14 protein-coding genes are annotated in these 15,768 nt (G+C 37.8%); 11 read left to right on the top strand and 3 right to left on the bottom strand.

Going from position 1 to position 15,768, the window contains the following annotated elements:
• Window positions 1–123 precede the first annotated feature (123 nt).
• The 11 genes from ACTJJF_RS17980 (at window position 124) to serS (ending at window position 13,743) form a co-directional block, all read left to right on the top strand.
• On the top strand, window positions 124–2,277 hold the full coding sequence (locus ACTJJF_RS17980) for a peptidylprolyl isomerase (RefSeq protein WP_440700539.1): 2,154 nt from the start codon (window positions 124–126) through the stop codon (window positions 2,275–2,277).
• A gap of 128 nt (window positions 2,278–2,405) precedes the next feature.
• Complete coding sequence (locus ACTJJF_RS17985; RefSeq protein ID WP_312298939.1) at window positions 2,406–3,356, top strand: MlaD family protein; 951 nt, start codon at window positions 2,406–2,408, stop codon at window positions 3,354–3,356.
• An 8-nt stretch (window positions 3,357–3,364) separates the two neighbouring features.
• Complete coding sequence (locus tag ACTJJF_RS17990) at window positions 3,365–4,702, top strand: 4Fe-4S dicluster domain-containing protein (RefSeq protein ID WP_440700540.1); 1,338 nt, start codon at window positions 3,365–3,367, stop codon at window positions 4,700–4,702.
• A gap of 89 nt (window positions 4,703–4,791) precedes the next feature.
• Window positions 4,792–5,577 carry a (Fe-S)-binding protein gene (locus ACTJJF_RS17995; RefSeq protein ID WP_065400895.1) on the top strand — a complete coding sequence of 262 codons (786 nt, stop codon included), beginning with the start codon at window positions 4,792–4,794 and terminating at the stop codon, window positions 5,575–5,577.
• A gap of 16 nt (window positions 5,578–5,593) precedes the next feature.
• The gene (locus ACTJJF_RS18000) at window positions 5,594–6,730 is read left to right on the top strand and encodes a hypothetical protein (RefSeq protein ID WP_440700541.1); all 1,137 of its coding nucleotides are present in this window, start codon (window positions 5,594–5,596) and stop codon (window positions 6,728–6,730) included.
• Between the two features lie 88 nt (window positions 6,731–6,818).
• Entirely contained in the window at window positions 6,819–7,307 is a 489-nt protein-coding gene (locus tag ACTJJF_RS18005; RefSeq protein WP_440700542.1) for a hypothetical protein, read from the top strand.
• A gap of 97 nt (window positions 7,308–7,404) precedes the next feature.
• Complete coding sequence (locus tag ACTJJF_RS18010) at window positions 7,405–8,538, top strand: glycosyltransferase (protein ID WP_440700543.1); 1,134 nt, start codon at window positions 7,405–7,407, stop codon at window positions 8,536–8,538.
• Between the two features lie 6 nt (window positions 8,539–8,544).
• Window positions 8,545–9,798, top strand: a complete 1,254-nt coding sequence (locus ACTJJF_RS18015) for an oligosaccharide flippase family protein (RefSeq protein ID WP_440700544.1) — start codon at window positions 8,545–8,547, stop codon at window positions 9,796–9,798.
• A 173-nt stretch (window positions 9,799–9,971) separates the two neighbouring features.
• Complete coding sequence (gene asnB / locus ACTJJF_RS18020) at window positions 9,972–11,870, top strand: asparagine synthase (glutamine-hydrolyzing) (RefSeq protein ID WP_440700545.1); 1,899 nt, start codon at window positions 9,972–9,974, stop codon at window positions 11,868–11,870.
• A gap of 37 nt (window positions 11,871–11,907) precedes the next feature.
• Window positions 11,908–12,408 carry a hypothetical protein gene (locus tag ACTJJF_RS18025; RefSeq protein ID WP_440700546.1) on the top strand — a complete coding sequence of 167 codons (501 nt, stop codon included), beginning with the start codon at window positions 11,908–11,910 and terminating at the stop codon, window positions 12,406–12,408.
• Window positions 12,409–12,474: 66 nt separating this feature from the next.
• The gene (serS, locus tag ACTJJF_RS18030; protein ID WP_312298917.1) at window positions 12,475–13,743 is read left to right on the top strand and encodes a serine--tRNA ligase; all 1,269 of its coding nucleotides are present in this window, start codon (window positions 12,475–12,477) and stop codon (window positions 13,741–13,743) included.
• Between the two features lie 51 nt (window positions 13,744–13,794).
• On the opposite strand, the gene ACTJJF_RS18035 is transcribed toward serS, so the two are convergent.
• Genes ACTJJF_RS18035 through ACTJJF_RS18045 form a run of 3 tightly spaced genes read right to left on the bottom strand, consistent with a single transcriptional unit; the run spans window position 13,795 to window position 15,726 of the window.
• The gene (locus ACTJJF_RS18035) at window positions 13,795–14,538 is read right to left on the bottom strand and encodes a hypothetical protein (protein ID WP_440700547.1); all 744 of its coding nucleotides are present in this window, start codon (window positions 14,536–14,538) and stop codon (window positions 13,795–13,797) included.
• 22 nt (window positions 14,539–14,560) lie between these two features.
• On the bottom strand, window positions 14,561–15,286 hold the full coding sequence (locus ACTJJF_RS18040; RefSeq protein WP_440700548.1) for a sulfite exporter TauE/SafE family protein: 726 nt from the start codon (window positions 15,284–15,286) through the stop codon (window positions 14,561–14,563).
• Complete coding sequence (locus ACTJJF_RS18045; RefSeq protein ID WP_065400905.1) at window positions 15,277–15,726, bottom strand: FixH family protein; 450 nt, start codon at window positions 15,724–15,726, stop codon at window positions 15,277–15,279. The genes ACTJJF_RS18040 and ACTJJF_RS18045 overlap by 10 nt, the downstream gene beginning before the upstream one ends.
• Window positions 15,727–15,768: the final 42 nt, after the last annotated feature.

Genomic DNA, 15,768 nt, shown 5'->3' on the forward strand with positions numbered 1-15,768 from the left:
TACGGCCAAAATTTCCTTTTTTAAATAATCTTTGGATTAAAAATCAAAATAAAGAACTTCTGTTTCTGTAATTTCTTAAAAATGTGTATTTTCGCAAACTGATAAAAAACTATAATTTATAAAATGGCAATTTTAGGACAGATTAGGAGTAAGCCTTGGCTTTTAATGGGAGTAATAGCCTTAGCGCTTTTGGCGTTCCTGGTGAACCCCGATAGTATCGATAAGGTTTTTGGTAAAAATCCTGACGTTTTAGGAAAAGTAAATGGTGAGAAAATCACCCGCGAAGAGTTTAATGATCAGCTTTTCGTGTTGCAGCAGCAGGCTGAGCAGCAAGGTCGTCCGAAAAACGGTCTTGAGGAGCAGGCGTGGCAGTTACTTGTACAATCCAAACTTATCAAGCAGCAATTTGAGAAATTGGGCTTTGAAATGACAGATGATTATTTCTGGAATCAGATCCAGTATGATCAGATGTTTGCTCAGAATCAGCAGTTCTTTGATGAGAAGGGTAACTTTAAAACTCAAGAGCTTAAAAAAGAAATTGAAACATTACAGAATACCAACCCTCAGGGATATGCTCAATGGTTAAAAACAAGAAAAACAATTGAGTACAGACTGATGGCAAGACAAGTGTTTACCAATCTTTCTGCAGGTATCACTACCGGTAAGAAAGAAGCTGAAGAATTGATGAAGCAGAGAGATCAGCTTGCAGATATCGACTTCGTAAAAGTAGATTATGCAGCTTATCTTCAGAAAACAAAGATCAATGTGACAACACAGGATCTTGCTGATTACATCAAAAAGCACCCTGTAATGTTCAAAGCTGAGCCTAGCAGAAATATCGGTATCGTATTTTTCCCGTCTAAACCTAGTGCAGCAGATGATGCAGCAGCTTTGAAAGAAATTACAAAATTATATTCAGGAGGTACAGATGCAAGCGGAGGTACAGAAAACTTCCAGAATACGAAAAACGATTCAATGTTTGTAATGGCTAATTCTGATATGCCTTTCAACCCTCAGTATGTAACACCGGCTCAGTTGCCGGCTACTATTCAGGCACAGATTCCTGCAGCAGCCGTAGGGCAGACTTTCGGTCCGTACAAAGAGCAGGATTTCTATGTAGTTTCTAAACTGGTTGGTAAAAAGACTTCTGATTCCACTTTATCAAGACACATCCTTATCGCTTTCAAGGGAAGCCCTGCAGGTGAAGGAGTGACAAGATCTAAAGAACAGGCAAAAAAACTGGCAGACTCTATCGGTGCTATTGTAAAAGCAACACCGGCTAAGTTTACAGAATTCCTTAAACTTTCTAATGATCCCAATTCAGCAGCTCAGGGAGGTAGCTTAGGTTGGACAACTCCGGAAACTCCTTTTGTACCGGAATTCCTTACTTATCTTGCCAATAACCCTAAAGGTGCTACAGGAGTAGTAGAAACACAGTTCGGTTACCATATCATCAATATTGAAGATAAAAAATCAGGGTCAATGGGGTATAAAGTTGCTAACCTTGTGAAAGCAATCAAACCTTCAGATGCTACTGAAGCTGAAACAGACAAAAAATCAAGAAAATTCATTCAGCAGGTTCAGGGGAAATCTTTCAACGATTTCGTGAATATTGCTAAGAAAGGGAATTATCAGTTCACCAATCCTAAAGCAGCTAAAAGATTTGAAGGTCAGCTTCAGGGCTTAGGTACTGAGAAAGATGCAGAGATCCTTACATGGGCTTTCGATAAGAAAAGATCTAAAGGAGATACTGAACTTTTCACAGTAGACGGAACAGGTGATAAAATTGTAGTATACCTGAACGGAAAACAGGATGCAGGTCTTGCTGATCCAGAATCTGTAAGAGATCAGATTGAAGTGATCGTTAAAAATAAACTGGCAGCAAAACAAATTTCTGATAAAATTGCAGGCGCAAAAGCTTCCAACCTGGATCAGATTGCTAAATTGTTTGCAACATCAAAACAGTCAGCTCAGGTTAATCTCTTGAATCCTTCAGTAGCAGGTGCTATGGAACCTAAAGTTGCCGGAGCAGCATTCGGAGTTGCCAAAGGAAAACTTTCTAACCCGGTTGAAGGCGGAACAGGAGTATACGTTCTGATCAAAAAATCAGAAACAGTAAATAAACAGCCTGGTGACCTTAAGCAATTTACTGAGTCTATTACTCAGAGAAATGCAGGAATGTTCGGACAGGCTTGGATGAAGAGTCTTCAGGACAATGCAGATATCGATGATTACAGAATTGAAATCTGGAATAAAATCGGAAATCAGCAGCAATAAGAAAACATTTTACAGATATAAAAAGCGACAAATTTTTTTGTCGCTTTTTTTTGTATTTAACGCAGAATAATAAAGGAAAAGATTTATTTAAAATGTATTATATTTGCTTATTAGAAAAAAATTAGCAAGTGAAGTTCAGTAAAGAATTAAAAGCTGGTGTGATCGCACTTCTGGCTATCGTAGGCTTTGTGGTGTTGTTTCAGTTTATGAAAGGGAAAAGCCTTTTTACTACCGATAATATATTTTACGCAAAATATGATAACGTGGAAGGACTTGCGCAGTCTTCGGCGGTTTCTATCAATGGTCTGAAAGTAGGGCAGGTGGATAAAATCATTCCTCTGACCTCAAAAGACGGGAAGATCAATTTTGTAGTGAAAATTACAGTAGACAACAAATTCGAATTTTCAAAAAACTCATCTCTGGAAATCTTTGAACCGGGATTGATGTCTGGTAAAGAAATGAGAATAAACCTTATGTACGGAGGTCCAACGGCAAAAGACGGTGATACTCTGAAAGGTGCTTTCAAACTGGGAACCCTGGGGAGCCTTTCTTCTCAGGTAGGCCCGGTAAAAGATCAGCTACAGGTTGTGCTGCACAGAGTGGATTCGCTGATGACCAATGCCAATATGCTTGTAGATGCACAAAACAGAGCTGAGATCAAAGCCTTATTGTCCAATCTTAATAAAACAGTAGGAGCATTACAGACTACAGCAGGAAGTGTAAACAATCTGGTGGGGCACAATGATCCTAAACTGCAGAAAGTACTGGATGATGCAAGCCTTACCATGCAGAGCGGAAAAGTAACGCTGGATAAATACGGAAATCTGGCAGAAAGTATCGATACAAAGAAACTTAATGCAACCATTGCAAATCTGGATGCTACGGTAGGTAAACTTAATCAGGTGATCGGAGGGATAGATAACGGACAGGGAAGTTTAGGTAAACTGATGAAAGATGAGCAGCTTTACAATAACCTGAATTCAGCATCTTCTAACCTGAATTCATTGATCGAAGATATGAAAGCGAACCCGAAGAGATACATCAATTTCTCGGTTTTCGGTAAAAATAACAAAGACTAATACGCCTTATGCAGTACATCGATAACATTATTTTCCTGATTTTATTAGTGGCCGGATTTGGACTATTTGCCAAAAGCCTCCAGAAAATCTATAGAAATATCAGGTTAGGTCACGAAATCAACAGAAACGACAGAAAAGGAGAACGTTGGGGAACCATGGCAAGAGTGGCTATGGGACAGAGTAAAATGACAGCACGTCCTGTAGCAGGAGTTTTACACCTTTTCGTATACGTAGGTTTTGTGATTATTAATATTGAATTAATAGAAATTGTTGTTGATGGAATATTTGGGACGCACCGTTTCTTATCAAGCATTTTAGGACATACTTTATATAATTTCTTCACCGCAACACTAGAAGTTCTGGCTCTTTTGGTGGTGATTGGAGTGGTTATTTTCTTTATCCGTAGAAATTTTTACGGAGTAAAAAGATTGACGATGAAAGAACTTTTCGGATGGCCGAAAAATGATGCCAACTGGATTTTGATCATTGAATTTGCTCTGATGATGGCTTTCTTTATGATGAATGCTTCTGATTTTATTTTACAGGCAAGAGGTGTTTTTCCTGAACATGGAAGCTTCCCGATCAGTGAAATGACATTTGTTCCGTTTTTGGAAATCTTCAATTTTGACAGCGGATTTCTGATGTTCACAGAAAAAGGAGCATGGTGGTTCCACTTTGTGGGAATTCTGTTCTTTATGAATTATCTGTATTATTCAAAGCATCTACATATTATCCTTGCTTTTCCAAGTACATGGTACGCCAATCTTGATAAAAAAGGAAAATTCAATAATCTTGAGTCTGTAACAAAGGAAATCAAATTAATGATGGATCCTAATGCAGATCCGTATGCTGCTCCGGCTGAAGGTGCTGAGGCTGATGTTCCGTCTAAATTCGGGGCTGAAGATATCTTTGACCTGAACCAGGTACAGCTGTTGAACGCTTACTCCTGTACAGAATGCGGACGTTGTACTTCCGTTTGTCCGGCTAATATTACCGGTAAAAAACTTTCTCCGAGACTGATCCTGATGAAGACCAGAGACAGACTGGAAGAGGTAGGAAGAAACATTGATCAGAACGGAAAATTTGTTGACGACGGCAAAAAGCTGTTGAATGATTATATCACAAAAGAAGAACTTTGGGCCTGTACAACGTGTAATGCCTGTACAGAAGCTTGTCCGGTATTGCTTGATCCGCTTTCCATTATTTTCGAAATGAGAAGATTCCTGGTAATGGAACAATCTGCGGCTCCGCAGGAACTGAATCTGATGATGACGAATGTGGAAAACAATGCTGCTCCGTGGCAGTATAACCAGGCAGACCGTCTGAACTGGGCCAATGAAAACTAGATAATTAATCAATTTGAAAGTTTGAAATTGATAACAGTCTATATCACTTTCAAATTTCCAAATTCTCACATTTTCAAATTGAAAAAGAAATGGATTTCAATATAAAAACAATGGCAGAATATGCTGCCGAAGGAAAAGCCCCGGAAGTTTTATTTTGGGTTGGATGTGCGGGAAGTTTTGATGACCGTGCCAAAAAAATTACAAAAGCATTTTGCAAAATATTAAATAAAATAGGGGTAGAATTTGCTGTTCTGGGACAGGAAGAAAGCTGCACCGGAGATCCTGCCAAAAGAGCCGGAAACGAATTCGTATTCCAGATGATGGCGCTTACCAATATTGAAGTTCTTAATGCTTACGAAGTAAAGAAAATTGTAACGGCTTGTCCGCACTGCTTCAATACCCTTAAAAATGAATATCCAAGCTTAGGAGGCCACTTTGAAGTGGTACACCATACTCAATTCCTTAAAACTTTAATGGAAGAAGGCCGTCTGAAAATTGAAGGAGGAGCATTCAAAGGAAAGAAAATCACTTTCCATGATCCATGTTACCTGGGACGTGCCAATGATGAATATGAAGCGCCGAGAATGCTGCTTGAAAAGCTTGATGCAGAGCTTGTAGAAATGAAACGTTGCAAAACCAACGGACTTTGCTGTGGAGCAGGAGGAGCACAGATGTTCAAAGAACCTGAAAAAGGAAACAAAGACATCAATATTGAAAGAACAGAAGAAGCTTTATCTTTTGAACCTAAGGTGATTGCAACAGGATGCCCTTTCTGTAATACAATGATGACAGACGGAGTAAAACATTTTAATAAAAATACTGAAGTTGCTGTAAAGGATATTGTTGAACTTCTTGCAGAAGCAGACGATTTATAGATATAATCTTCAGACCATGAAATTAAAATGGGGAATCTCCTTTTTATTTATAATATCGATACTTGCTTTTCTAACCTTCTGGAACTACAACAACAGAGTTTATGATTGGGATATGCCCGGATATCTGGGGTGTATGTACACTTCAGAATTTCCAAATTCACCGGATAAAGTTCGTATCATTACCTATGAAGAAATAAAAAAAGAGGCTCCTGCAGAACATTATGCTGATGTTATTGGTCTGAAACCGTGGGATATACCACGCCAATACTTTACAAAAAACACCCAGTCTTTTACAGAACAGTTACCCTATTTTCAGATCAAAATAGGGTATATTTGGGTTATTACCCTTTTTTATAAACTCGGAGTGAGCCCGCCGATGGCAGTACTGGGTACCAGTCTTATTTCCTATTTTATCTCAGGACTGCTGTTCTTTTATATTCTGAAGCTCCTGTTTCCGAAAAAATACTGGCTTGCTGTTTTGTTGACGGTTGCAGCAATGCTGTTGCCTCCAATGACCTATATGTCCAGGGTTTCAACACCGGATATGTTCATTTTTCAGTTCATTCTGGTCTTTATTATCGGATTAATCAAAAACTGGAGCAAATGGGGAATGTTTGCACTTCTTTTTGCCATCACGTTCATCCGTCCGGATTATATTACTTTTACGCTGACCTACATTATGGCTGTTTTCTTTTTCAGCTATTATCAGGAAAAGAAAATTGAAGTCTCCTACATCGTTCAGGGAGGGATCCTTTTGCTGATGTATCTGGCCATTATTAAATTTTACCATTATCCGGGATGGAAAGATGTTTTCTATGATACATTTATTGACAGAAGACCTATTATTTCCACACATCCGGTTAAGCTGAGTTTGATGGATTATCTGCAGATTATTTACATTAAAATCATCTATTTTAAAAAGGTAACCTTATCGGTCTCCATCATGATAGGGATTATCTTCTGGAAATCAAAAGATACTTGGGTGAGAATGATTTCGGTTCTTTTCCTCGTCAATGTCTATATTAAATTTTTCTTTTTCCCTCAATCTGCTGCATTAAGGTTCTTCTTTCCGTTCATTTTCCCGCTGTTCATTATGATGCTCTATGTTTTAAGCAAAAAATACAATGATCTTAAACTCAGGAAAATTGCGTAATTTTGTAATCTGAATTGATAGGATATGAGATCATCAGATTCAAATGCGGAAATGATGATGGCATACCTTTTTAAATACTGTTTACATTATGAAAATCGAAGAATCTAATATTGTAGAAACCAACGACTACAGAGTTATTATATATCCGGCTTCAAGGCCTTTTGAAACGAAAGAGGCAAAAGCCATTACTGAGAAGTTATTTGATTTCCTGGCCACATGGGCAGCTCACGGAAAACCTCTTTCCTCTTCATTTAAAATCGAAAAGAACCAGTTTATTGTGGTTTGTGTTGATGAAGAGAAAGAAATGGCTTCCGGATGCAGCATTGATGCTTTAGGAAAGATCATGAAAGAAATTGATGAAGAATATCAGTTGGGATTGTTCGACAGAATGAAGGCGAGCTTCGTTGAAAACGGAGAAGTGAAAACATTAAAACTGATGGACTTTAAAACGAAGCTGAGAAATGGAGAAATTTCAAATGATATCCAGGTTTTTGATTTCTCTAAAAATACCTACCTTGACTTCTTAAGCCACTTTCTTCTTCCTTTGGAGAAGAGCTGGGCAGCATCTATAAAATAAACGCATTAAGCCGATAAAGCTTATTATTCATAAAGTGGAAACGTGTTTTCCACTTTTTTGTTTTAATGTATCTTTGCACAGATTCGAGTAAGAACTAATGCCTAAAGTACTTTTTTTAACCACATCCCACAGCTATAATGATGACCGTATTTTTTATCATCAGGCGAAAGCGCTTAGAGATAATGGGTATGAGGTAAAAATATGCAGTTTATATGCAGATTATAAAGGTACTATTGATGGTATTGAGATAGAATCCTATGCCGTTCTGGAAGAAAGTGTGGAAAAGAAAACTGTGACATTTCAAACGGTTTGTGAGGCTTTTAAGCCCGATACCATCATCTGTTCCGAACCTCTCGCAGTAGTGGCCGCAAAAAAGTTTGTGAAGGCAAATAAAATCAGCTGTATTTATGATATTACAGAGTGGTATCCTTCCATGTCAATGCTGGAGAAATACAGATTTCCGGTTAAGATTTTTCAGGCATTAAAGTTTTTTCTCATTCAGTTGTATGCCGGCTATGTAAGTACTCATTTTATTTTTGGGGAAACCACCAAAAAATTTCCTTTAGCTTATTTCTTTGGATTTAAAAAACAGATCATCCTTCCTTATTATCCGGATCCGGACTATATCCGGGAAAGTATAAAAGCACTGGATCCTGGCAGCATTACGCTTTGCTATACCGGGCAGATTTCAAAAGACAAAGGAATTGGCAATTTCTTGAAAGCAGCAGATAAGGTCCGTCAGAAAATTTCCACCCATAAAGTTAAGATTCTTATCATTGGCGCTACAAGACAGGAAAGTGATGAAGCTTACTTTTCTGATTTATTGAATAAGTATGCTTTTGAACATATTGAAATCAGAAAGCCCACGTCTTTTGAGAAATTTACTGAAGCTTTGGCTGATGCAGATTTATGTTTTGACCTTCGGGAAATCAATTTTGAAAATAATCATTCCCTGCCGATAAAGCTGTTTTACTTTATGGGAGCGGGAAAACCCGTGATCTACTCAGATCTGAAAGGCATCCGGAAACATATGGGAACCCTCTCATTTGGAAGCCTGGCAGATCCGCAGGATGCAGAAGCTATTTCGGAAATTATTGTTAATTATGTAAAAGACCCGGAGCTGTATCACCTGCATGCAATGAATGCCGGTAAAGCATTTAAAGAAAAATACAACTGGAGAACGATCAGCAATTCTTTTGTGAATTTTGTGAAAAAATCTATTGACAGATAATTGATTATGCCACTTACCATCATTAAAACCTTCGTTTCACGCTTTCTGATCCTGTTTCTCAGCTTCGGACTGGTGATCTATTCTACGAATATGTGGGGAAGTGAAGGGAAAGGAACTATTTCCATTGTGATTGCGAATGCTGCTGCGGTAAGCTTTTTCAGCAGTATTTTTTCCGGAAGCAGCACCTCTTATTTTGCATCAAGGTTCAGAATAGAGAAGATCTTATTATATGCTTATCTCTGGTCCCTTTTTATAGGACTTCTGGTGCCTTTTCTCTTCAGCTTTGCTTCTGTTCAGAGTGAATATCTTATTTACCTGATCGGGATTTCGGTTTTTTCATCCCTGTTGTCAACGAATATAAGCTTGTTTGTTGGTACACAGAATATTAAAAGGTTTAATCTTTACACCGTCTTGCAGCAATTCGTCCATATTATTTTTATAGGATTGCTGGTATATGTGTTTAACCAAAAAGATGTTTCCGTATACTTTCTTGCACAGATAGGTTGTCTGGCATTACTTTTCATCACAAGTTTTTTTCAGATTATCAGGAAATGTGATATTTCAGAGGTTTCTTTCTCTAAAGAAGTTTCCCGGAATATGTTTGAGTACGGTTGGAAAACCCAGTTGAGCGCTTTTGTTCAGTTCCTGAATTACAGACTTTCTTTTTATTTTCTGGAATATTTTGAAGGCATTTCGAGCGTAGGGATTTTTTCCATCGGGGTCACTTTTTCGGAAGCCATATGGACGATTACAAGAAGTATTGCGGTAGTTCTGTATTCTGATGTTGTCAACAGCAAAAGCAGGGAAGAATCCATTGAAAAAACCAAATCTTCTATCAAACTGACGGTTATACTGATGATGGCTTTTGTTTTGGGTATTCTGATTATTCCTTCAGAGATTTATATCATGATTTTCGGAAAAGAATTCAGAGATACCAAGGAAATTATATTTTTTCTTTCTCCGGGAATTTTTGCTATTGCCGTAAGTGATATGGCAGGCCATTATTTTTCAGGAATCAGAGAACTGAAAATCCTGAATGTCAAATCAATAGTAGGATTAGTGTTTACGGTTGTTTTCTCTTTGATTGCTATTCCGAGATGGGGAATTTTGGGAGCCTGCTTTGCCACCACATCTTCTTATCTGGTCTCAGCTTTTCTATTATTAAGAAAGTTTTATAGCGATACACCGTTCAGACTTAAAGATTATATGGTGTCAAGAGAAGAGTTACAGCTTTTAAAAGATAAATTTTTAAAGAGATAAATTTCATTGCAGAATTATATTCTCGGTGTCTGTATTGTCTATTTTTTACCATAATTTCAACAGCAAAGCCGTTTTCTTTTTTTATCATCGGAAATAAAAACCTATGAAAAACAGTTCCGGTTTATGCCGGATAAAGTCATTTCCTTATTTTTACATTTCTATTAAGACTTATTATGTGCGGAATCAGCGGCTATTATTCATTTCATAAAAATATTTCCTCTAAAAATATTCTGGAGATGAATCAGGCGATCAGGCACCGTGGGCCGGATGATGAAGGTTTCTGGCTTTATTTCAACCGGGAGGGGACGTCTTTTTCAGGGACGGACTCTACGGAGAAAATTAAAGAACAGTTTCCGGTTTTATCAGAAAATCAGGCCGGAATTGCACTGGGATTCCGAAGATTATCCATTGTTGATCTTTCCGAAAGAGGTCATCAGCCAATGCTTTCGGATAATGAAAAGATCATTATTACATTCAACGGAGAAATTTACAATTTCAGAAAGCTAAGAGCGGAGCTTGAATTGCTGGGACATTCCTTTAAAAGTACCTCAGATACTGAAGTGATCCTGAAGGCTTATCAGGAGTGGGGGAATTCAATGTTTGTAAAACTGGACGGGATGTTTGCCATCTGTATTGTTGATCTTCTTCAGCAAAAACTTATTCTGGCAAGAGACAGGGTAGGAATGAAACCTCTTTTTTATTATAAGGATGAAAATGCATTGGTCTGGGCCTCAGAAATAAAAGCAATTCTGAAAAATGAACTGGTAAAGACAACGATCAACTGGAACGGAGTATACACCAACTTCCTTTTTCAGACCACATTGGCTCCACAAACCTGTTTTCAGAACATATTTTCTCTGGAACCGGCCTCTTGTATGACCATCGATCTGGAAGATCAGAAAATAACAAAACAAACATTCTGGAATTTACCTTCAAAACATAAAGATGATATTACAACAGCTGAAGCGACAGAAAAAATAGACGAATTACTGTCTGAAAGTATATCAGAACAGCTATATGCCGATGTTCCGGTTACGGTAATGATGAGCGGAGGAATAGATTCAACCCTGATTGCTTCAAAAGCAAAACCGTTTAATGGAAAAATAGATACCTACACGATTTCATATCCGTTTTCTGAAGAAGAAGTGAAAAAAGCCTCACTGGCAGCCCGGTATTTTGGAGTTTCGCATAAAGTAAAAGAAGTGAGTGATGAAGAGGCGCTTGATCAGCTTAAAGAAAATATTCAGCATTTCGAAGAACCTTACAGCAGTTTTGAAGTGCTGATCAATGCAGCAAAATATGCCCGTGATCAGGAATTCAAGGTTGTACTCAGCGGAAACGGAGCAGATGAGCTTTTTGGAGGTTATTCTCATACGCTGAAGCTTAACAGATGGCTTCTGATGAGGAATTTTAATTTTGTAAAGCCCCTTATTTTTACGAAAGACCGGTTTTCACAAAGGGTAAAAAATTATTTTTCTCAGGAGAAAATGTTTGATTTTTTCTGCCAGAGCCAGATCAGTATGATGCCGCTTCAGATTAAAAATGTCTTAAAACCTGAAATTTATACTGAGATCAATACCGATCTTTCAGGATATCATGCATCAGAGATAAAAAGCTATTCAGGATATTTTGAATATGACATGAAATTTTCGCTGTCATCCCACCATGTATTCCGGGATGACCTGAGTGCTATGAAATATGGGGTGGAGTTCCGTTATCCTTATTTAAGCAATGCCTTGATTGATTATGTGGCTGCTTTACCGGAGAATATCAGATTCAATGGAGTTCAGAATAAACCGCTTCTGCGTAAGGTAGCGGCAAAATATCTTCCTCAGGAAGTTTTGAATATGCCGAAACGTGGATTTTCTTTTCCGGTACATTATTTCATCAGAAACGAACAGCGGGTAAGGGATTTTATTGCAGAAAATTTAGAAAGTTTAAAAAAGAGGAATTTTTTCAAAGGAGAAGTGATTGATGAGTGGTGGAAGCATCAGGAAAATGAATATGACTGGGTCAAAATATGGCAATTGGTGACTTTTGAGCTATGGTATCAGAAATATTTTGAAAAATAAAGAAGCAGCCTAAAGATTAATATTTTACCTTTGTATTATGATGAAATATTTTTGGAGTATACTGATTATTGTCTTCGCACTTATAAGCTGTAAAAGTGATGACGAATCTTTGCAGAGAATTGATCAGGTTATGAATATTTACATGAAGAGCAACACCAATCCGGATCTGCTGAATGCTAAAAAATCCGGATCCTATACTGCATATTCAGTAAATGATATGCTGGGAGACAGGGATATTTCCCCAGTGAGCATTCCTCTGAAAATGAGACCGGACTCCACTTTTTATATGGAATATATTTCAGGAGCCAAGAGAAGAAAGCTTGATTCTGCAGGCACTACATATTACTCACGGATGCGTCTCACTTTATCGAAAAACGTTAATAATGTCCCTGAAAATACATTTGATACCCTTGAAATTCGCTATAGAAACTCATTTGAGGTATTTCAGGTTTCTCAGGTTTTATACAATAGAAAATTAATGTTTTCAAAAGAAGCCGGTGCTGCAAATTCGATAAATGAGGTAACTATCGTAAAATAATTTTACATTTGTACAATTGTTAGCTTGAGTGTAAGCTAAACATCTAATATTTAACATCTAAATAAAATGTTACAAGTCAATTTTTTGCGCGACAATAAAGAACGCGTTTTAGAAGGTCTTAAGAAAAGACAATTCAAAAATCTTGAGTTGGTAGACGAAGCTATTGCTACTGACGACGAAAGAAAAAGAATCCAGTTTGAATTAGATTCCCAGCTTTCCGAGATCAATAAAATATCCAAAGAGATCGGACTTTTGATGAAGGAAGGAAAGAAAGAAGAAGCGGAATCAGCAAAATCTAAAACAGCACAGTATAAAGAGTCGAGTTCAGAATTGAAATCTCAGCTGGAAGTAAAAGAAACAGAATTACTGAATATTTTGTACCAACTTCCAAATATTCCAAATGAATTGGTGAAAAGTGGTGCTTCAGCTGACGACAACGAAATTATTTTCCAGTCTCACACTGTAGAAGGTCTTGGCGAAGGAGCAATCCCTCACTGGGAACTGGCTAAAAAATATAACCTTATCGATTTTGAACTAGGAGTAAAGATCGCCGGAGCAGGATTTCCTGTTTATTTAGGAAAAGGAGCAAGATTACAGAGAGCTTTGGTTCAGTATTTCTTAGATAAAAACGTAGAAAAAGGATATACAGAAGTGAACCCTCCTCACGTTGTGAATGAGGCATCCGGTTTCGGAACAGGGCAATTGCCTGACAAAGAAGGGCAGATGTATTATATCAACGAAGATAAATTATATTTGATCCCTACGGCAGAAGTTCCTGTAACCAATCTTTACCGTGATGTATTACTGGATGAGAAAGATCTTCCGATTAAAAATACAGCTTTCTCTCAGTGTTACAGAAGAGAAGCGGGAAGCTATGGAGCTCATGTAAGAGGTTTGAACCGTCTTCACCAGTTCGAAAAAGTAGAGATCGTAAGAATTGAAAAGCCAGAAAATTCTTATGCTGTACTGGAAGAAATGGTAGAACACATCAAAGAAATTCTTACAGATCTTGAACTTCCGTTCAGAGTTTTAAGGCTTTGTGGCGGAGATACAGGTTTTGCATCTGCAATGACCTATGATTTTGAAGTATGGAGTGCCGCTCAGGAAATGTGGCTGGAAGTAAGCTCTGTGTCTAACTTTGAAACTTTCCAGGCGAACAGATTGAAGTGCCGTTATAAAGCAGACGGTAAGTCTCAGCTGGTTCACACATTGAACGGATCTGCAATGGCGTTGCCAAGAATTATGGCTGCGTTGCTGGAGAACAACCAGACTGCGGAAGGAATAAAACTTCCTAAGAAGATTGCAGAATATGCAAGATTTGATATTATTAGCTAAATAATTCAATTACAGATAAAAACCCACCGGATTCCGGTGGGTTTTGTTATTTTATTCAGTGACAATGATGATCTTTTTATCAGCATTTTTAAATTTTGCATCCTTGTCATACAGGGCTTTCAGGTCATAGGTGATTTTCACAGAATAATCATCAACCTGTTTCAGCCAGTCATGTTTTCCGGTGATCGATTTTATCTTGTTTTCAAACTTCAATGTTGTTCCGATATTTTTGAAAAACATCATCATCATGCCCTCCATTTGCTGAGTTTCATCTTCGGAGCCTTTTGCTTTAAGAACTTCTTCAATATTTTTAACATTGAAAAGATCCGTATTGATGATCAGAGTTTTTCCATCCCAGGTGTTGAATAAATTCTGATCGAAGGGTAATTTTTCGTCTTTATTGAAATTTTTAATCAATTCATAATCTTTGGGAGTGATGTGATCCATTTTAAAGGAAAATCCTGCAGGAACATCCTTATTGTCTTCTTTTGCAGATTTCATGAAAAACTTTTTCAGAACTCTTATAGTGTCCTGATTTTCAGTCTTCAGCTTTCCTTCTTTCTTCATAAGATCATACATACTCGTCCAGGTGGTTGGAAGTCTGTCCATATCCTTAAACTTCTCCTGCTGTAATGAATCCGGTGTCATAGCCTGCATTTCCGCCATAAATTCCCGGGTATCAATGTCGGTCAGCAAGGATGATGCTGAGTCTTTATGGTAGACTATTTCAGTATTTACATTACAGGCCTGTAGCGTAAAAAGACTTATTAAAAATAGAACAATTGTTTTCTTCATAGGTATTATAGGTAAATGCTGTTTAGTGGCAGTTGACAGCTCCGTTATGATCCTTTGAAATAGTCATAGCTTCAGCTTTTGGAGAAATGTAAGGTATTCCCAGCTCTAAGCCCCTCAGGATGAAAAGCCCGCCCAGAATGATCATGATCACCGGAACAGCTTTCAGTACTTTTATTCTGAAGGCCTGATTCATAAGATTTCCGGCCAGAACGATGGCAAACATGAATGGAAGGGTTCCCAGACCAAATAAAGCCATATATAAAGCTCCCTGCCATATTCCTCCGCCTGCAAGACTTGCGGTAAGGGCCATATAAACCATTCCACAGGGTAAGAAACCATTAAGGATACCTGTTGTAAACCTTGATCTGTAATCCGCCTTCTGCAGCAGCCTTCCTAAATTTGATTTTACAGAATACAGAAATTTGGAAAGAAAGGGTATTTTTGAAGCAAAATCTTTTCCTCCAAATGAAAATACAGCCATGATGATCAGCAACACTCCGGCTGTGATCGTCAGGTACTTCTGAAAGCCGGCCATTTCAAATCCCTGTCCTATTATTCCAAGAAGAGCACCTAATAATGAATAGGTAAAGATTCTTCCGAACTGATAGGTAAGGTTCTGAAGGTAGAAATTGGCAGCCTGTTTTTTGGTTAATCCCATCGATAATGCAATAGGCCCACACATTCCGATACAGTGAAAACCGGAAGCAAATCCTAAGGCAATAGCCGATACAACAAATCCTATTTCCATATCACATCATAGTCCATTCGATAGTCTGTTTTGTCTTTTGTCCAGCTCAGTCTTAAGGTATAATTACCCATTTTCAATACCTGTGCAGGTATTACGAAAGACTGGCCGGTAAGCTGTACAGATTTTTTGATATCTAAATTCTGGTCGTCGGTTCTGTTTAAAACAAATTTTACCGTAGTATTTGAGCTGTTATAATCTTGTGGAAAAGTAATTTTTATTCCTTCGGTGCTCTGGCTGTATACAGGCTTTTCCTGCAGTTCGTCAGCCCTTTTTTTGGCATCAATTACATCCTGGTACTGTAATTCTTCTTCATAGTAGTTGTCTGTCACCATTTCAGAGTTTTTCTGCCCGTTCGGGAAAAGAAATAACATCGATAATATAAAAATGATGAATGCAGCCAATGCAATGACAACACCGTGTCCCCAACTAAAGTTCTTCATTTCTTCCGGATTTTTTATTTTTTATGGTTGAAATACTTCCAT

The organism is Chryseobacterium sp. 22458, assembly GCF_052044975.1.
In the GTDB taxonomy this organism is placed as follows: domain Bacteria; phylum Bacteroidota; class Bacteroidia; order Flavobacteriales; family Weeksellaceae; genus Chryseobacterium.